Genomic DNA, 15,285 nt, shown 5'->3' on the forward strand with positions numbered 1-15,285 from the left:
TTCGCGGTGGGACGATTGTGGACAAACGCCTCGTGAGGGAGTCCGCATGGCCGCGAAGAGTTCAGCGAAGACCGCTACGACATTGGCGGCCGTGCCGGAGGCGGGGGTGCTGGCGGTCGAGGCGCCGGCCGGCCCTTCGGCGGAGGTTCTCTCCGACACGAGCGTGAGCCTGTCGTGGTCGAGCGCGGATGATCCGCTGACGTTCCTGGTGGCGTGGGCGCCAGCCGGCGTCGAGGCGTGGTCGACGGCCTCGGTTCCCGGGGACGTACGGAGTTACGTCGTGGACGGCTTGCGGCCGGGGACGAGCTACACCTTCCAGGTGCAGACGCAGTCGGCCTGGAGCGCCCCGGTGGAGGCCGCGACGACGGGCATGGCACTGGAGGCTCCGGTGCTGACGGTGTCCGACATCCTCGACCGCAACGCCAACATCACCGTACTGACGCCGTCGCTGGCGGGCCGGGCCCGGCTGGTGGAGCCGCAGGTTCGGGACACGCGCCAGGACAGCCCCTGGTACGCGATCACGGAGGTTCCGTGGAACGTGTCGGCAATGGGCCCGTACGAGGCGGGGTTCGGCCTGCGGGGTCTGTCGACGGGGGCGACGTACGCGGTGCGGGCGCGGGTGACGGCGGACGGCATGACGTCGGACTGGAGCCAGGAGCTGCGCTTCACCACGACGGGCACCAAGGGCGGGAAGCCGAGCGTTTCCGTGGTGCCGGACTCGGCGACGTACAGCTCGGTGAAGCTGGCGTGGGGGACGTCGGTCAAGTCGATCGCGAGGATCTTCCGGTGGACCAGGGCGACGTCGCCGGGGTGGCCGTTTCTTCCGCAGCAGGTCATGTATTCCACGGAGCTGTCGGGGACGTTCACGGATACCGGGCTGGCTTCGGGTACCGACTACTGGTACACGGTCGAGTGGATGCGGGATGTCCGCACCTACAGCGTTTCGAACCCGGTCGCCGTTCGGACGCGGGGGTAACGCGGCACCAGCGGCCACTTTTCGGCACCCCTGCTTGCCGGGTTGGCACCTCCTCCACACTGTGGCGGCTTGAGCACCCGGAGGGTGCACGGAAGGCACTTCTGGAGCACCGGCTTCCACCTTTCGAGCAGGTCGGTAATTCGCGTAGAACATGTGGTGCATTCGTGAAGAGCCGCATTCGACAACAGTTCTTTGGCGCGCGCCGGAAGTGCTCTGGAGTGACGGGTGAGAGACCTGAGAGTGCGCTCAAAGCATCACGCAACGTAGCCGTACGCACCGGTAGACCCTGCCACTCAGGGGGAAAAGCAGGGAGATATCAGACGTATCGACCGCCGGTCATATGCGTTCCGAGTAGTCACGAAACCGCAAGACCGTCGTCACCCATTAGAGTGACAGGCTCACAATTTTTCATTTCAGCCGTGACTCGCGACGGCGCTTGTGGGTTGATGGTTGCGCGGTGCACGGGACGGGTAACCGAGCCTCTTCCACGCCTCTCGGTAACCCTTCATCCGCGCACCAAGTCCGGTCCGGCACAGAGGCCGCGCAGCAATCCCCCCTGCCTGCGCCCGCCTCTGTGCCGGGCCCTTCCGCTTGAAGGGAGAATTCGTCGTGTCAGTCAGCGAGTTGGCCTCCTCTCCGGTTGAGTCTCCGGGGCTTCCCTTCGCGTACGGCGTGGACGGCCGTCCTGTTTCCCGCCAGGAAGCGAAAGAGCTTCTGGCCGACGTCGAGTTGAGGACGGTGCACAAGACCGACCTCAAGCTCGCGACCGGCGACTGGGCCACCGTGCGCACCCTCGCCCTGGTCTTCGATCCCGACGCGTGGTCCGGACTGGTCTCCCCGCACTACCGACCTCACCTGTGGGGCACGGCCCTGTACACGCCGGCCCCGGAGAACGCCCTCCTGGAGGTGCTGTGCACCTACGACGACCGGGACCTGGCCGTGGAGGAGCACAAGCTGGCCCTCGCCATGGTGGCGGTCGGGACCAATAGCGAGGAGAGCGAGCCACGTTGGGCCTCCGAGCTGTCCTGGACGGGGCCGGAACGATGAGCGTTCCCACCTTGTTCGTCCCGCCGGTCCTCGACGGCGACCAGGGCCTGGTGCTCCGCATCAACGGGGTTGCCCCCGAGCCCTGCGGGCGCCGCTGGTACGTGCTGACGATGGACGGTGTCGCCTACGGCCTGCCCCAGGCATTGTGGCCGTGGGCCATGGAGCTGGACGCGCAGACCCGGCGACGGGAACGGCGGATGCCGGCGGCCTTCGCCTTCCGCCGCGTCGGCCGCACGCTGTTCGCCGAGCCCGTCATCGCCTGCCTGTAGAGGAGACCCAGGAGTGCAAACGCCTTTCACCGGCGCCAACCTGTCGCGGCTGCTCGCCGAGGTGCGCAGCCTGCGGGAGTTCCGGATCGACGAGGGGTACACGCGCCGAAGAACGGAGCTGAAGGCGGTGTACGCCGACGAGGCGAGCGGCCTGGCCTGGATCGAGACCAGAAACGGCGTCTGGCGCCTTCCCCGGGACTTCCTCCCCTGGGCACTGGAGGTCGACGCGCGTGCCTACGCGGCCCTCGGCCATACCGAGGTGTTTCCGTGCAGCGCGGTGTTCGAGCGAATACGCGACGGTTCGTGGGAAGTGGAGATTTTCCCGGATGTTCCCGAAGCAGCGTGACGCACGAATGCCGCACCCCAGGCTTCTGGAGTGCGGCATTCTCATGCGCGGCTTTCCTCGGCCGAGCACGGCCGCAGGAGAAGCGCTTCGACGTCGACCACCTGGTTGCTCCAGCGCCACAGGGCCCCGTCCCACACGACGACCTGTCCGTGGAACGGGCAGACGCAGCATTGCCCCGGCCTGGTTGCGGGGTCCACGGCGGACGCCGCGAGGGCCTGGACGATGCACCGGCACGCCACCGGCCCGCTCATGCCGGCGGCACCTCGTCACAGGTGGCCTGCGCCCAGTGCCAGTACCCGCAGGGGCACAGCCTCATCCCGTGGTTGGCGTCCTCCAGGTGGTACACGCAGGGCACGCTTTCGCCGGCCGCCCACGGCGCCGGGTGGTACACGGCCCAGGCGCGCAGCGCCGCACCGCAGCAGCGCATCCACCCGCCGCCCATGATCTGCGGTGGCGTGAACGCGTCCGGGTCGGCATTGAAATCTGCCTGGGCGGCGTAGAAGTCGTGGCACTGCCCGCAGTAGCCGTACGCCATTTGGGTGGGACTCATTTCGTTTTGGCACTCGGGACATACGGTCCTGGCCTCGCGCCGTGAATTCATAAGGGGACAGTAGTGGCTACGATGCGGAACATGCCGGAAGCAGCGAGTGTCGGGACCGACTGGCGTCTCCTCGGATGCGCCTATGTGCGGTTCTTCATCACCAACGACAAGGTCAATCAGCGGCTACTCGAATCCCACCCCTTCGACCTTTCCGCGAGTGTCGGACGGTTGGCCTTCACCGTCATCGAGGAAGTCCTCTTCCCGGAAGTGTTCGGCGTGGAGACGAACAGTTCCTACCGGGAGGTCGACTCCCTGCGCCGCCGCGATGCGGAATTCGGTGCGGCATGGCTGCGCAGGGTGCGCTACCGCCGCCAGGGGCTGGGGCTCACTCTGCGGCCTATCCGCAGGTCACGGCACGTGGCGGCCGACATCGCCCGCATGCTGTGTGCCTCTTGGGCGCATCAGCACAGCCCCCACCACCCCACGGTGAAGGTCTGCGACATAGTGCCGGTGATGCTCGACGACCTTCGCTCCGGACTCTGCTGTTCGAGTGAGTACCCCACAGATCCGTAACCAATTGAGAGGAGCCGCGTTTATGGCTCTGTACGGTGTCTGCTCAGGCGGTCGACCTCACCTCGTCGGTCGGCCTCCCCCTTAGCGAACTGTGCACGGGAGCCCCCTGATGCCTAATTCCAGGGGGCTCCTTTCCATTTCACGTCCTGTAGCCGCACGAGCCAGCGAGGTGTCATGACTGAGAAAATGCGAGTGCTTCACGCTCTGTCCGTCCACGGAGAGCGCGATCTCTGCCAGATCGCGGGCATCACCGGCATCCCCGCCGGCCGCGTCTTCGCCGCTCTCCAGACCCACATGCGCCAGCGAAGCACGGTAAGAGTCCAGCGCGACGGCCGCACTCAGTACGCGGTCACGGACGCCGGCCTGTCCCAGGTCGCCTCCTGGGGCTCCGAGGAGAGGGAGCTGGACGGTGTCTGACGAACTCGACCTCGACCTGGGGACCGCCCAGGCCGTCAAGCTGCTCCAGGCCCTCATGGAGGTGCTCTACCTCTCCACCGCGTGTGCGTCCGGTCAGCACCACCAGTGTCGGGGCGTCGACAAGTTCCGGTCCCTGGTCTGCTGCTGCACCGGCTGCGGCCACACCTCGCTCCTCGGACCGCCACCGGATACCGCCGGCATCCCGCTGCTGCACCTCGCCGAGCAGTACGACCAGCGCGACACGCACCACGTCTACGAGCCCAACGGAACGCTCGGTGTCCGCGCCGACCTCGTCCGGGCCCTGGAGAAGACCCTGGACGAGCAGCTCCCCGGCCTCGGCGAGGAGTCCCGCCGCGCCCTGGCCGTGCAGCTCGGCATCACCTCTTGCCTGACCTTCGCCCCCAGGAGCTTGTGATGCCCAGGAGACACGTGCCGCCATTCGAGCGAGACAGATACAGATCTCCGCTCTCCTAGATTCCCCGGGAAATGCGCTTCGGGACGGTTGCGGGAGCATTTCACTCGCTCGGCCGTCCGTGTCGCAGAGAACAGTTCCCTCCCGCTCATGACCATGGGCGTCATGCACAGTGAGCTGGAATCCGGACTGACCATCTACCGCGAACGCGCATTTCTCCTGGGCGGGTACGTCGCAATGTTCGGCGGGGTGTTCTCCCACACCGACCTCCAGGCGCCCGATTACCCAGTGCTCTACATCGAGACGCCCAAGGGCCAGACCTCGTGGCACATCCACCCCGACGACAAGGACTGCTTCGAGGGCCTGAACATCCCCACCGTCGAGGGCTATCCGTGGGACGGTCACTCCACCGAGGAGAAGTACCTGCGCATCGAGGCGCTCAATCTGCTCATCCCGAAAATGACGTACGCGAAACCGGAGTACGGAAACCCGTAATCCCCCGAGCCGAGGCCCGCGCCCTGCGACTTCCCCGAGCCAGGACGCGGGCCTCACCCCTGTCCACGATTACCACGCAGAATTTTCCGGCGGCCACCGTGGATTACGTCCACACCCGAAACGAGGTGACCGTCATGCCCCTGGTCCGGAGACCGAACCCGAGCTGGCAGGCGTACCAGGAGGTGCTCCCCGGCACCCCCACCGGCGGCCCTCGCAGCTCGCTCGCGGCCGGCTGGCCCACCGAGCTGCCCGACCCCCGGGCCGGCGCCACCCCCGCCCTCGAAGCGGCGTCCTTGCCGCGCCTGACCGCGCAGCCGGGCACCACGCCGTCGCGCGGCCGGCCTACGCGCCCGCAGCTCGGCCTCGGCACTGCCCCCACCGGGGCACCCTCGACCACCAACGGGCGCTCCAGCATCTTCAGTTCGCCCACCTACTGACCCCGGAGGCCCCATGTCCGCCGTTCTCGATGTCCTCGTATCCGTCAGCGTCCACGTTGGCGCGTTCCTCGGCCTGTAGGCCGACATGACGAAGGCCCGCTCTCCCTTACCTGAATGGGGAGAGCGGGCCTTCGCTGTCTTGGAAGCGGGGGGCCTGTCAGAGGCCGGGCACCAGGCCCGGCTGTCCAGCCTGCACGCCAGCCACATAGGCGACGTACTCGGTTTCGGTCAGGGGGATCTTGAGGTCTGTCAAGATGGAGTGACGCAGAAGGTACCCCTTCCCTGGAACTTCAGTGACCTCCAGGCAGTCACCAGACCCACCGCCTGAGAACGACGACTTCGTCCACTCCGCGTCCGTCAGGTCATGGTCCATGATCGCCTGAAGGGTCTCAATCTTGGCCCGGCGAGTTTCTTCAGTCACGCGAAATCTCTTTCCTGATCGTCCTAATCAATTCCACCGAGTCCATCGGTGAGAGCGAAATGTCCCGCAGAGATTCCACGTTGCCTCGCAGCCCCCGAACCTCTTTGGGGTCCTTCCTGAAACTCATGCCCGTCATCGCATCAAATGCGGCAACAGGCTTTTCATTTTCCCCACCGAACTCGAACAGGTGGAACATGTACGTGAGCGTCGCTGCCGCACTGAACGGGATCACGTGGAAGGTCACGCCCCGTTGCGTCGCGTCGCCCACGAGCGAATCGAGCTGTTCCAGCATGACGGCGGCTCCGCCGATCCGCTGCCGGAGAGCGGCCTCACCGATGATCGCCTCAACGGCCGGCGGGTTCGCCTTGTCGAAGACCCTGCGCCGGTTGGTGCGCATCTCGACGGAGCGCTCGATCAACTGCGGCGTCATTGTGGACTTGTTCAGGTAGCTGGTGAGGTTGCGCCCGTAGTCGGGAGTCTGGAGCAGCCCGGGAATGACGTTGGCGGCACAGGTCGTGATCTTGGGTGCGCTGTCCTCGTAGGCAACGAAGGTGATGAGGGACTCGGGGAACTCCTCGTCGAACTCCGTCCACCAGGCTTCGGCGATGGACATGCCCTCGCGGCGCATCGTCTCCAGCTCGACCCGCGACTCCACGTCCAGGCGGAGGCACTTCACGATCGCCTTCCACTCGGCGTCGGTTGGCCAGCTTTCGCCGCGCTCAATCCGGGAGTACCGGTCGTAGCGCTTGAGGCCCATGGCCTGCGCCACCTGGATCTGCTTGATCTTCGCGCCGTTCGCGTCGCGCGCAGCCAGCCGAGCCTGTTGGAGCTTCGCGCCGAACCGCTCCCGCGCGAACATCGCAGCCGTGTTGATTGCCATGACCATCCTCCCCTCTCCAGCAGCCGTTGGTCTCCTGCGCAGAGTAGCGCGTGGGGTCACACGGGCGGCACTTCCGGGGGGATTTTCGACGATGGGGTTGCGTACGCAGTTGCGTACGCACCACACTCGTCATCACGCACCGGACGATCCACGTCGCGTTGCGTGACCGAGTTGCGCGGCTGGCCGCAGTCGCGCGCTGGAGGCTGCCATGCGCACGACCAAGTATCTGCCAGGCAACACCTCAGCGGCTAGAACCTTCGGCCGTGAGGCCAACTCCGTCCCCACAGCGCGGAGTTGGGCCACACGTACCTACAGTGACTTCGGCGCGGCCGAAGAGCTGGTGGGGGTGTGCGAACTCCTGGTGAGTGAAGTTGTCACCAATGCCGTCGAGCACGGCAAGGGGGACGAGTACACCGTAGTGGTGTGCCGCGATTTCTGGATTGAAGTCTGGGATGAATCACCGGAGTTACCCCAGCAGCGGGAGCACGCGCTGGACTCGGAGGGCGGGCGCGGGCTGGACCTGCTGAAGATGCTGGCTCCGGGCTACCAAGTCCTTGAGGACTCGACTCGCGGCGGCAAGTGCGTGCGCTTCCAGCCGAAGGGGTGGGCATGAGTTTTCGCCTCTCCCCCCTGGAAGAGCGCGCCCTGGCCGAGGACGCACTACCTGACCTTCCCGTCCAACTCCGCGTGCGGGGCCGGTATTTCGTGCCGGTCGACGGCGTTGAGGACGCGGAGATCGAGGTGCGTTTCAACTCTGCTGAGCTGGCCGACCTGGTGGCTCAGGGCAGGGCGGCGCAACTGACGCTTGCTCAACGTGCCCGCCGGGAAGCGGAGATGGCCGGCACGGTGGCCGAGGCCACGCAGCTCGCGCACGGAGGTGTGGCGCAGGACGACGCCGCGACGCTGGAGCGCGTGGTCGTGGGCTTGCGCGCGATGCCGGACGAGGCGCCGGCCAAAGACTCCTCGCAGCGCGGGGCGGCCCCCCGTGCCGGCGGGAGCGCGAACGGGAAGCCCGTGGGGGGTGACGAAGTTCGCGAGTACGTCCAGGAGACACCGCGAGTCTCCTGGACGTGCAAGCCGCCCTTGCCGCGCCGCCAGCCCGGCAAGGGCGGCCTATAGCTGCGGCGGAGGGGTTGAGACGCAGCAGGAGCGTTTTCACATCGACCTATTTGGGATGTGCGCCCCGGAGAAGTCCCCTTCCGCCGCTTTGACGGGTCCGGTCGGTGCTCTGCGCCGCGCCGGCCGGGCTCATTCATGGATGGAGATCAGCACGATGCAGCGACCGAGAAATGTAAGCGCTGGCACGGCAGTTTGTGCCCTCGCGGCGATTTTCGGCACGGCGATATTGGTTGGTCTCTTATCCGCTCTACGCGCGGCGGGATCGCACCAGGAATGGTGCCCCTGCCAGGTCGAGGCGGATGAATTCCTGGGCCCCGAGCCCGACACCAGACCCACCGTGCTTCCGCGCGGTGATGCAGGGCCCGCCACCGGCCCCGACCGGGAATGACGGCGGAAGGGCGGTGGGCGGCCCTAAGCAGGTCGTCCACCGCCGCACCGGCCCCCGGCCGCACAAGTGTCGGTGGGGGATCTCCTTCACATGGAGGGACAGCCGTGCAGAACGTACTCGTGACCGGAGGGGCCGGCTTCATCGGCTCCCATCTCGTCAAACACCTGCTCAAGCAAAGCGACATCGTCAAAGTGACTGTGCTCGACGCCCTGACATACGCAGGACACATCGAGCATCTCAGCGCCGAACTTCACGATCCCAAACTGGAGTTCGTCAAGGGCAACATCGTCGACCGGGACCTCGTGGACTATTACGTCCGACGCCACGACACCATCGTTCACCTGGCGGCCGAGTCGCACGTCGACCGGTCCTTCTTCGAGGCCGGCACCTTCGTCGTCACCAATGTCCTGGGGACACAGACTCTGCTCGACGCCGCCCAGCGGCTGGGCGTCGAGCGGTTCGTGCATGTCTCCACGGACGAGGTGTACGGGCCGCTGCACGAGGGCTACGCAAACGAGTCGTTTCCGCTGCGGCCTACCGTGCCGTACGCAGCTTCCAAAGCGTGCAGCGACCTGATGGCGCTGTCGTACCACCAGACCTTCGGGGTGCCCGTGTGCGTCACCCGCTCTAGCAACAACTACGGGCCCGCTCAGCATCCGGAGAAGATCATCCCGAAGTTCATCACCAGCCTGCTCCATCACGAGCTGGTCACCCTGCACGGCGAGGGCCAGCACGTACGCAACTGGCTGCACGTGGACGACAACTGCCGTGGCATCGAGGCCGTCATGCGTCACGGGGCAGCCGGCGAGATCTACAACGTCGGCGGCGGCACCGATCTCTCGAACAAGGACCTGACCGCACTGCTCCTGCGTGTGTGCGGCGCCGACTGGGACGCGGTCACCTACGTCGAGGATCGTCGCTGCAACGACATCCGCTACGCCATGGACTGGTCCAAGATCCGCGAACTCGGCTACGAGCCGGAGCGGGCCATGGAAGACGGCTTAGCGGAGACCGTGCAGTGGTACCGCGACCACCCCGCCTTCCGGCCTCCACTGCATCGCAATCCGGACGCAGAGATGCCGGAGATCACCGTCGCCAAAACTGCCGAGCGGGGAGCGGAACATGCCTGAGCACTGGCCCCAAGACGCGCTGGTTGTTCTCGGCGCTTCCGAAGAGATGATTCCGCTCTACCAGGAGGCGAGGCGTCGCGGAATCCCGACGATCGCGGTGGACATGCGGCCGGACGCTCCCGCGTTCGCCTTCGCGGACACCAGGCTCAAGGTCTCCACGCGAGACACCGAAGCCATCGTCAAGGATCTGGGCGACGTGCACCCCGCCGGGATCGTCGGCGGTGCAAGTGATGCCGCACTGGCCAGTTGGCACGACCTGGGTGTGCAGTACGGCGCCCGCTACGTGTACCCCAAGCGCGCGCTCACGGCAGGTGACAAGGCCGCGTTCCACGCGGTCGCCGCGTCCTGCGGCGTCACCGGTTACGGATGGACAGCATCTGACAATCCGGAGGAGGTGGCCGTGAAGGCGGCGCAGTTGCGCTTCCCGCTCGTGGTCAAGCCTGCGGACGGCTCCGGCAGCAAGGGCGTCACCCTCGTCACCGCCTCGGGTGACCTGTCCGCCGCCATCTCCTACGCCCACTCCTACTCCGTCTCTCAGATCGTGATCGCTGAGGAGTTCGTCCAAGGACGCCCACTGGCCATCGAAGTCTTCATGCGGAACGGCCAGGCCCTCTTGATCTGCATCAAGGACAAGGAGTTCATCGACGGGACCTTCGTCGTCAGGCGGCTGTGTACTGCGCAGTTGCTGCCGGAGACACACCGCAGGCTGGAGAGCACGGTCGAGCGCCTGTGCCGAGCCTTGGGCGTTGTCGACGGGCCGGCGAACTTCGACGCCGTCCTCGGAGCGGACGGTCGGGAGCGTGTCATCGAGGCCAATACGCGTCTTGGTGGTGACGGCGTTCCCCGGCTGCTCGCCGCCGCCTACGGCGTGGACGTCGTGCGCGCGCTCATCTCGCTCGCGCTCGGCGAACGGTTCGACAGCCACCTGGCGCCCACGCGCACCGCACATGCGGCGCTGGAGCTGCTCGGCTCTCCACTCGCCGTGGACGGCGAGCTGGTCGGGTGGGAGGGCGCTGCCGAAGCCCGCGCTATCCCTGGCGTCACCGATGTCGCGCTGTATGCCAGGCCAGGCGACGTTGTACGGCCGCATGACCAGTCAGGTCACAAGATCGGCCTCCTCGTAGCTGCCGGGCCGTCCCCTGCGGAGGCACGCTCGGCTCTGGACACGGCCCGCGCGTTGATTCGACCGGTCGTCCGACCGCTCATAGGCGTGAAGGAGGACTCGTGACCACTTCCCCCAGGCCGGATGCCGGACGCAACGCGAGCCCGTATCTGTACGGGCCCGAACAGGCTGCCATGGAGCAGGTTCTCGCCAGCGGGCACTTCGGGCACGGCCGCGCGACCGAGGACTTCGAGGCCGGCGTCGCCCGCTTCCTCGGCGTCAGGGACGCTGTCGCGGTCAGCTCGGGCACCTCCGCTCTGCACCTCGCGCTGCTCGCCGCCGACCTGGGCCCCGGCAGCGAGGTGATCGTGCCCTCGCTGACCTTCTGCGCCACGATTCAGGCGATCGTCGCCGCTGGCGCCCGCCCCCGCTTCGTGGAGGTCGACCCTCGAACCTTGTGCATCACGCCCGAGATCGTCGCCGAGGCCCTGACACCCGCGACCGGCGCCGTGCTGCCCGTCCTGTTCGGCGGCCGGGCCGTCGACCTGACGCCACTGCACGGCACTCTCGTGCAGCGCGGCGTCACGATCGTGGAGGACGCCGCCCACGCGTTCGGCTCCCGACAGGGTGCCCGATGGGTCGGCTCCACCGGTGATTTGACGTGCTTCTCGTTCGGGCCGATCAAGAACCTCACCTGCGGTCAGGGCGGCATGGTCATCCCGCGCAGCGCGGCAGAAGCCGAGCGACTGCGCAGCCTGCGTTCGCTGGGAGTGCCGGCGACAGCGGAGCGGCGCGCTGCCTCGACCAGCTACGAGGTGACCACCTTTGGATTCCGTGCGCACATGTCCACGCTCAATGCGGCGATCGGCATCGTGCAGTTGGCCCACTTTGCGGTCGCTGAGAGCAGCCGTAGGCACCTGTGGCGCGTCTACGAGCGGGCGCTGAACGACGTGCCCGGCGTCGAGCTTGTGGACGTGGACGCGGACAACTCCGTCCCCCACCTGGCGGTAGTGAGGGTCCCCGCCCGCGACCGCGTATGGCGGTTCATGCGTGAGCGCGGAGTCGGAGTGGGTGTGCACTATCCGCCCAACCACGATCAGCCGGCATTCGCCCCCTGGCACCGGCGCCTGCCGGTCACGGAGCGACTAGGGCAGCAGATCATGACCCTGCCGTTCCACCAGCACCTGACCGAGGACGACGTTCGCCATGTCGTCTCGGTGCTCCGGCAGGCGCTCCGCTAGCCGTCGACAACGGAGAGCAGAAGATCCACAAGCTGATCAGCGGCATCGGGACGGCCGAGCGCCTTGGCGCGTGCGGCCATTTCGATGCGCTGTTGCGGGTCGGCCAGCAGGGGCGCCACCGCGTCCTTCAGCCGCTGCGGCGTTACCTCGCCCACCAGTGCGCTCGCCGCCCCGGCCTGCTCCAGGTGCTGGGCATTGTGCACCTGCTCGTTGCCGGCCGAGGTGGCGAGCGGCACCAGGACGGCTGCTTTGCCCAGTGCGGTTAGCTCGGCAATGGTTCCGGCACCGCTGCGGGAGATCACCACATCGGCGAGGGCGAGCACGTCCGGCAGTTCGGCGCCGACGTAGTCGGTCAGGTGGTGCCGCCCCGCCAATTCCGGGGGAAGGCCGGCCGAGTCGCGGCGCAGGCCCGCTACGTGGTCGGGGCCGCACTGGTGGATCAGGTTCGCGTGGCCCAGCAGCCACGGCCGCAGAGCCGCGACGAGATCGTTGATCTGCTTGGAGCCCTGGGCGCCGCCTGTGACGTAGATCGTGGGAAGGCGGCGGTCGAAGCCGCTCAGCCCAAGTGTCGCGATGACTTTGTCAGGCTGCCCGGTGAGGATTTCGGGCCGTACCGGGTTGCCCGTGACCACGGTCCGGCTGCGGACGGCCTCGGGCAGCAGGGGCACCGTCGATTCCGACGACACCGCCACGCTGGTGGCGGCGCCGGCGAGCGTCCTGTTGGCCAGGCCCAGGCGCACGGTCTGCTCGTGCACCACCAGCGGGCGATGGCACAGCCGGGTCGTGGCGACCCCCACCGGGACCGCTACGTATCCGCCGGTGGCCAGTACGACGTCTGGCCGGAAGGCGTTGATGGCTTTACGCGCCTGAAGTACGCCGAGCGGCACCCGGGTCATGTCGGCCATGTTCGCGGGGGACGCCAGCTTGATCGGATTTTTTGAGCGGCGGATCTTCCCCACGGCGACGGCGGTGAACGCGATCCCCTCGCCGGCAGCGACGCGCTCCTCCAGGCTGTCGGCCGCGCCGACCCATAGGACGTCCAGGCCCCGACCCGCCTCAGCCAGACGGGCGCGCAGCGTGCGGACGGCGGTGAGCGCCGGGTAGGTGTGGCCGCCGGTTCCTCCTCCGGTGACGATCAGCCGCATGGCCCGCGTGGGGGCGCTGGAAGAGTGCGAACGGTTGCCGTGGTGGTCCACGCGGAGGCTCTCAATCACTCATGCTGCGCGGGTCTCACCCCGCCCCGGATGAACGGACGAACGGGACGATAGCAGTGTCATGCCCCCTGCCCGGCCGCGATGAGCGGGCCCGTGCGCAACGCGCTCCGACGCGCTCAGGTCGTGATCTGGCCACTCATGCGTTCGCGCACGGCCTGGAGGGTGGCCATGGCCATGTCCCATTCGCTGAGGTCGTCGGCGAGGTGTTCGGCCGGGTTCTCGGCGACACGCATCCCGTACCCCCAGATAGTGACGCTGTACTCGCGGGCCGCCTGCGGGGACATCTTGCTGATCCTGCGGCGGGCGTCGGCCAGGTAGGGATTGCTGGGGTCTCGTTTGCTGAACACGGCTAGTCATCCTGGGAGTTGCGGCGGTAGTTGGGCAGGAGCTGGCCGTCGGAGGCCAGGAGGGCGGCAGGGCGCGCTCCCAGGGCGTCGGTGAGGGCCTGGTGCTCGTCCTGGGCGCGGGAGGTCCAGCGGCCGACGACGAGGCCGCGTGTGCCGAGCCGGTAGACCGTGGCGGGTTCGGCCCTGCGGTACGGGGGCTCGGTCTCCTGGTAATAGGTGCTGTACCGCCAGGGCCACTCGCGCCGGCAGCGGGTGAAGGTGAAGAGGGGCATCGGGATCACCAGGTCGCGGGCGTGTAGGGCTTCCCATTCAGGACCCGGTTGACGTACCGGCCGGGCGACCAGTTGTCGCGGAACTTCGCCCACTCCTGCGGGGTGACGTTGTAGTACTCGTAGCCGACACCGTCCGCGTACTGCTCGGGCCCGGTCCGCTGCCCCCGGAAGCGGACGAACAGCGTCTGCGACTGGTCGTCGTAGCCGGCCGCGAGCGTGCGGGGCCGGGGCGGGTACGAGGTGTTCGTAGGCCGGGTCGTCAGGAGCTGCTCGTCGTCCCACAGCCACTGGGCCCTCTTGAGTGCCTCGCGCTTTTCCGGGCTGAGGTTCTGCGACGCCTCGTCGATCGCGGTGTGGATGTCGGCGCGGCTGTAGCCGGGGCGGGAGTCGACGTTCGGGGTGCGGGGCTGCTGGCCGGCGCCGTAGAACTCCTGCTCCTGGATTGTCCTGTACGGGGTTGTACCCGAATTCGGCGCCCGGTTCTTTGCTGCTCGGGGGTTTCGGGGTCCGATTCGCCTTCGCCTGGGCGGCATGAGAAAACCCTCCTCTGCTCGGTACGAAGACCGTAGGCAGGGAGGGTTTTCCCGCGATATTCGCCAGGCTCAGGCGGTCAGCCGCCAGAACTCGCGGCATTGGGCTGGGGTGCCCTGGACCGGGTTGTAGATGGGGTGCTTGAAGGTGTCCTTGGCGAAAGCGTCGTACTTCTGGTGGTCCTTGAGGGTGGCGTGCCCGAAGAAGACCATCGTGGTCTCCAGGGCGAGGCCGGGGATGGTGCGCGCCATGGTGATGGCCGTCTTGCGGCCGAGGTGGCTGTGGAAGTCGTGGGGGCGCACCTGGACGTCTGCGGTGAGGCGCTTGAGGATGTCGTCGATCCCGGTATCCGTCAGGTGTGCCTTCTCGCGGATGCCGTCGTCGGTGACGGTCCAGCGCGGCGAGGGAAGCAGGGCGCCGCGCGTGCGGTCGCCGGCCTGGAGGTGGACGGCGGCGGCCACGGGGACGGGGAGGTTGATGGTCTGCCAGTACCGGCCCTTGACCCGCCAGAACCTCAGCGTCGGGCCGAAGCTGTTGCGGCCGAGGTTCTCGACGCGGACGAGCCGTGCCTCTTCCTTGCGCATCCCGCATCCGACCAGGAGGGCGATCAGGGCGCCCTCGCGGTGGGAGCGCCTGCGGGCGCCGTTCCACAGGACGTGGGTCTCCTCCTCGGTGAGGTGGTCGATGTAGTCCGTGGCGGGGACGTAGACGGAGAGGCCGGTGCAGGGGTTTGCGGCCAGGGGGAGGCCGTTGGCGATGGCGTGGTCGTAGAACGCGCTCAGCACGTCGAGGCGGTGCTGTCGGGAAGAGGCTTCGTAGGGCAGGTGCTGGCATTCGTGCCAGCAGTCGCCGGGGTGGTCGGGGTGGACCTTGGAGGCGAGGTAGTCGAGGTACCGCAGGACGTGGGGCTGGGTTGGAGCTGCCGGGTCGGCGCCGAAGCGGCGCATGAAGTTGAAGAAGAAGCCGGTCTCTGCGCGGTAGCGCTCGGCGGTCTCAGGGTGCCGGTTGGCCTTGAGGTCGCGGAAGCCGTCGGCGAGCTGGTCGATGGTGCGCTGTTCCAGGCGGTCTGAGTTGAGCGCCGAGAGGTCGAAGAAGTCCCCGTTCATGGGTCGACTGTAGCCCTGTAC

The 15,285-nt window shown here is 67.5% G+C and carries 22 protein-coding genes; 14 read left to right on the plus strand and 8 right to left on the minus strand.

All coding sequences use genetic code 11. The annotated features are described in order from the left end of the window. Positions 1-46: 46 nt before the first annotated feature. The 4 genes from ACFVXC_RS05615 (at position 47) to ACFVXC_RS05630 (ending at position 2,638) form a co-directional block, all read left to right on the plus strand. Positions 47-976, plus strand: coding sequence for a fibronectin type III domain-containing protein (locus tag ACFVXC_RS05615; protein WP_389901765.1), 930 nt, complete (start codon positions 47-49; stop codon positions 974-976). A 609-nt stretch (positions 977-1,585) separates the two neighbouring features. Next, on the plus strand, positions 1,586-2,023 hold the full coding sequence (locus tag ACFVXC_RS05620) for a hypothetical protein (protein ID WP_389901766.1): 438 nt from the start codon (positions 1,586-1,588) through the stop codon (positions 2,021-2,023). Next, positions 2,020-2,292, plus strand: coding sequence for a hypothetical protein (locus tag ACFVXC_RS05625; RefSeq protein WP_389901768.1), 273 nt, complete (start codon positions 2,020-2,022; stop codon positions 2,290-2,292). The genes ACFVXC_RS05620 and ACFVXC_RS05625 overlap by 4 nt, the downstream gene beginning before the upstream one ends. Before the next feature lie 13 nt (positions 2,293-2,305). Then, positions 2,306-2,638: a hypothetical protein gene (locus ACFVXC_RS05630; RefSeq protein WP_389901770.1), complete on the plus strand. Its 333-nt coding sequence runs from the start codon at positions 2,306-2,308 to the stop codon at positions 2,636-2,638. 247 nt (positions 2,639-2,885) lie between these two features. Here the strand turns inward: ACFVXC_RS05630 and ACFVXC_RS05635 are convergent, their stop codons facing one another. Then, the gene (locus tag ACFVXC_RS05635; RefSeq protein ID WP_389901773.1) at positions 2,886-3,188 is read right to left on the minus strand and encodes a hypothetical protein; all 303 of its coding nucleotides are present in this window, start codon (positions 3,186-3,188) and stop codon (positions 2,886-2,888) included. 81 nt (positions 3,189-3,269) lie between these two features. On the opposite strand from ACFVXC_RS05635, the gene ACFVXC_RS05640 reads away from it, so the two are divergent. From ACFVXC_RS05640 to ACFVXC_RS05660, 5 genes are all read left to right on the plus strand, one after another. Beyond that, the gene (locus ACFVXC_RS05640) at positions 3,270-3,752 is read left to right on the plus strand and encodes a hypothetical protein (RefSeq protein WP_389901776.1); all 483 of its coding nucleotides are present in this window, start codon (positions 3,270-3,272) and stop codon (positions 3,750-3,752) included. Positions 3,753-3,926: 174 nt separating this feature from the next. Further along, positions 3,927-4,169, plus strand: coding sequence for a hypothetical protein (locus tag ACFVXC_RS05645; protein ID WP_389901777.1), 243 nt, complete (start codon positions 3,927-3,929; stop codon positions 4,167-4,169). Further along, a complete protein-coding gene (locus ACFVXC_RS05650; protein WP_389901780.1) occupies positions 4,162-4,584 on the plus strand; it encodes a hypothetical protein in 423 nt (140 codons plus the stop codon). Before ACFVXC_RS05645 ends, ACFVXC_RS05650 begins: the two co-directional genes overlap by 8 nt. Before the next feature lie 162 nt (positions 4,585-4,746). Further along, entirely contained in the window at positions 4,747-5,076 is a 330-nt protein-coding gene (locus ACFVXC_RS05655) for a hypothetical protein (protein ID WP_389901783.1), read from the plus strand. A 134-nt stretch (positions 5,077-5,210) separates the two neighbouring features. After that, positions 5,211-5,513 carry a hypothetical protein gene (locus ACFVXC_RS05660; protein WP_389901785.1) on the plus strand — a complete coding sequence of 101 codons (303 nt, stop codon included), beginning with the start codon at positions 5,211-5,213 and terminating at the stop codon, positions 5,511-5,513. A 157-nt stretch (positions 5,514-5,670) separates the two neighbouring features. On the opposite strand, the gene ACFVXC_RS05665 is transcribed toward ACFVXC_RS05660, so the two are convergent. Further along, the gene (locus tag ACFVXC_RS05665; RefSeq protein WP_389901788.1) at positions 5,671-5,934 is read right to left on the minus strand and encodes a DUF397 domain-containing protein; all 264 of its coding nucleotides are present in this window, start codon (positions 5,932-5,934) and stop codon (positions 5,671-5,673) included. Next, on the minus strand, positions 5,927-6,814 hold the full coding sequence (locus ACFVXC_RS05670; RefSeq protein ID WP_389901790.1) for a helix-turn-helix domain-containing protein: 888 nt from the start codon (positions 6,812-6,814) through the stop codon (positions 5,927-5,929). The genes ACFVXC_RS05665 and ACFVXC_RS05670 overlap by 8 nt, the downstream gene beginning before the upstream one ends. Positions 6,815-7,022: 208 nt before the next feature. On the opposite strand from ACFVXC_RS05670, the gene ACFVXC_RS05675 reads away from it, so the two are divergent. The 5 genes from ACFVXC_RS05675 to ACFVXC_RS05695 all read left to right on the plus strand — a co-directional run bounded on the left by ACFVXC_RS05675 (position 7,023) and on the right by ACFVXC_RS05695 (position 11,794). Beyond that, entirely contained in the window at positions 7,023-7,427 is a 405-nt protein-coding gene (locus ACFVXC_RS05675; protein WP_389901792.1) for an ATP-binding protein, read from the plus strand. After that, positions 7,424-7,933, plus strand: coding sequence for a hypothetical protein (locus ACFVXC_RS05680; RefSeq protein WP_389901794.1), 510 nt, complete (start codon positions 7,424-7,426; stop codon positions 7,931-7,933). The genes ACFVXC_RS05675 and ACFVXC_RS05680 overlap by 4 nt, the downstream gene beginning before the upstream one ends. A gap of 492 nt (positions 7,934-8,425) precedes the next feature. After that, the gene (gene rfbB / locus ACFVXC_RS05685; RefSeq protein ID WP_389901796.1) at positions 8,426-9,451 is read left to right on the plus strand and encodes a dTDP-glucose 4,6-dehydratase; all 1,026 of its coding nucleotides are present in this window, start codon (positions 8,426-8,428) and stop codon (positions 9,449-9,451) included. Continuing rightward, positions 9,444-10,679: an ATP-grasp domain-containing protein gene (locus ACFVXC_RS05690; protein WP_389901798.1), complete on the plus strand. Its 1,236-nt coding sequence runs from the start codon at positions 9,444-9,446 to the stop codon at positions 10,677-10,679. Before rfbB ends, ACFVXC_RS05690 begins: the two co-directional genes overlap by 8 nt. Continuing rightward, entirely contained in the window at positions 10,676-11,794 is a 1,119-nt protein-coding gene (locus tag ACFVXC_RS05695) for a DegT/DnrJ/EryC1/StrS family aminotransferase (protein WP_389901799.1), read from the plus strand. Before ACFVXC_RS05690 ends, ACFVXC_RS05695 begins: the two co-directional genes overlap by 4 nt. Here the strand turns inward: ACFVXC_RS05695 and ACFVXC_RS05700 are convergent. The 5 genes from ACFVXC_RS05700 to ACFVXC_RS05720 form a co-directional block, all read right to left on the minus strand. Further along, positions 11,791-12,939: a glycosyltransferase gene (locus ACFVXC_RS05700; protein ID WP_389901802.1), complete on the minus strand. Its 1,149-nt coding sequence runs from the start codon at positions 12,937-12,939 to the stop codon at positions 11,791-11,793. The genes ACFVXC_RS05695 and ACFVXC_RS05700 overlap by 4 nt on opposite strands. Positions 12,940-13,124: 185 nt before the next feature. Then, the gene (locus ACFVXC_RS05705) at positions 13,125-13,355 is read right to left on the minus strand and encodes a hypothetical protein (RefSeq protein ID WP_389901805.1); all 231 of its coding nucleotides are present in this window, start codon (positions 13,353-13,355) and stop codon (positions 13,125-13,127) included. A 2-nt stretch (positions 13,356-13,357) separates the two neighbouring features. Then, a complete protein-coding gene (locus ACFVXC_RS05710) occupies positions 13,358-13,627 on the minus strand; it encodes a hypothetical protein (protein ID WP_389901807.1) in 270 nt (89 codons plus the stop codon). A gap of 5 nt (positions 13,628-13,632) precedes the next feature. Beyond that, on the minus strand, positions 13,633-14,160 hold the full coding sequence (locus tag ACFVXC_RS05715; protein WP_389901809.1) for a KTSC domain-containing protein: 528 nt from the start codon (positions 14,158-14,160) through the stop codon (positions 13,633-13,635). Positions 14,161-14,229: 69 nt separating this feature from the next. Beyond that, the gene (locus ACFVXC_RS05720; RefSeq protein ID WP_389901810.1) at positions 14,230-15,264 is read right to left on the minus strand and encodes a tyrosine-type recombinase/integrase; all 1,035 of its coding nucleotides are present in this window, start codon (positions 15,262-15,264) and stop codon (positions 14,230-14,232) included. Positions 15,265-15,285: the final 21 nt, after the last annotated feature.

Origin of the sequence: Streptomyces sp. NPDC058257, from assembly GCF_042881845.1 — a bacterium.
In the GTDB taxonomy this organism is placed as follows: domain Bacteria; phylum Actinomycetota; class Actinomycetes; order Streptomycetales; family Streptomycetaceae; genus Streptomyces.

Excerpts from the sequence above, each read along its gene's own strand:
- ACFVXC_RS05615 (WP_389901765.1), top strand. The coding sequence starts at position 47 with ATGGCCGCGAAGAGTTCAGCGAAGACCGCTACGACATTGGCGGCCGTG.
- ACFVXC_RS05625 (WP_389901768.1), top strand. The coding sequence starts at position 2,020 with ATGAGCGTTCCCACCTTGTTCGTCCCGCCGGTCCTCGACGGCGACCAG.
- ACFVXC_RS05635 (WP_389901773.1), bottom strand. The coding sequence starts at position 3,188 with ATGAGTCCCACCCAAATGGCGTACGGCTACTGCGGGCAGTGCCACGAC.
- ACFVXC_RS05640 (WP_389901776.1), top strand. The coding sequence starts at position 3,270 with ATGCCGGAAGCAGCGAGTGTCGGGACCGACTGGCGTCTCCTCGGATGC.
- ACFVXC_RS05645 (WP_389901777.1), top strand. The coding sequence starts at position 3,927 with ATGACTGAGAAAATGCGAGTGCTTCACGCTCTGTCCGTCCACGGAGAG.
- ACFVXC_RS05655 (WP_389901783.1), top strand. The coding sequence starts at position 4,747 with ATGCACAGTGAGCTGGAATCCGGACTGACCATCTACCGCGAACGCGCA.
- ACFVXC_RS05660 (WP_389901785.1), top strand. The coding sequence starts at position 5,211 with ATGCCCCTGGTCCGGAGACCGAACCCGAGCTGGCAGGCGTACCAGGAG.
- ACFVXC_RS05670 (WP_389901790.1), bottom strand. The coding sequence starts at position 6,814 with ATGGCAATCAACACGGCTGCGATGTTCGCGCGGGAGCGGTTCGGCGCG.
- ACFVXC_RS05675 (WP_389901792.1), top strand. The coding sequence starts at position 7,023 with ATGCGCACGACCAAGTATCTGCCAGGCAACACCTCAGCGGCTAGAACC.
- ACFVXC_RS05680 (WP_389901794.1), top strand. The coding sequence starts at position 7,424 with ATGAGTTTTCGCCTCTCCCCCCTGGAAGAGCGCGCCCTGGCCGAGGAC.
- ACFVXC_RS05690 (WP_389901798.1), top strand. The coding sequence starts at position 9,444 with ATGCCTGAGCACTGGCCCCAAGACGCGCTGGTTGTTCTCGGCGCTTCC.
- ACFVXC_RS05700 (WP_389901802.1), bottom strand. The coding sequence starts at position 12,939 with ATGCGGCTGATCGTCACCGGAGGAGGAACCGGCGGCCACACCTACCCG.
- ACFVXC_RS05710 (WP_389901807.1), bottom strand. The coding sequence starts at position 13,627 with ATGCCCCTCTTCACCTTCACCCGCTGCCGGCGCGAGTGGCCCTGGCGG.
- ACFVXC_RS05715 (WP_389901809.1), bottom strand. The coding sequence starts at position 14,160 with ATGCCGCCCAGGCGAAGGCGAATCGGACCCCGAAACCCCCGAGCAGCA.
- ACFVXC_RS05720 (WP_389901810.1), bottom strand. The coding sequence starts at position 15,264 with ATGAACGGGGACTTCTTCGACCTCTCGGCGCTCAACTCAGACCGCCTG.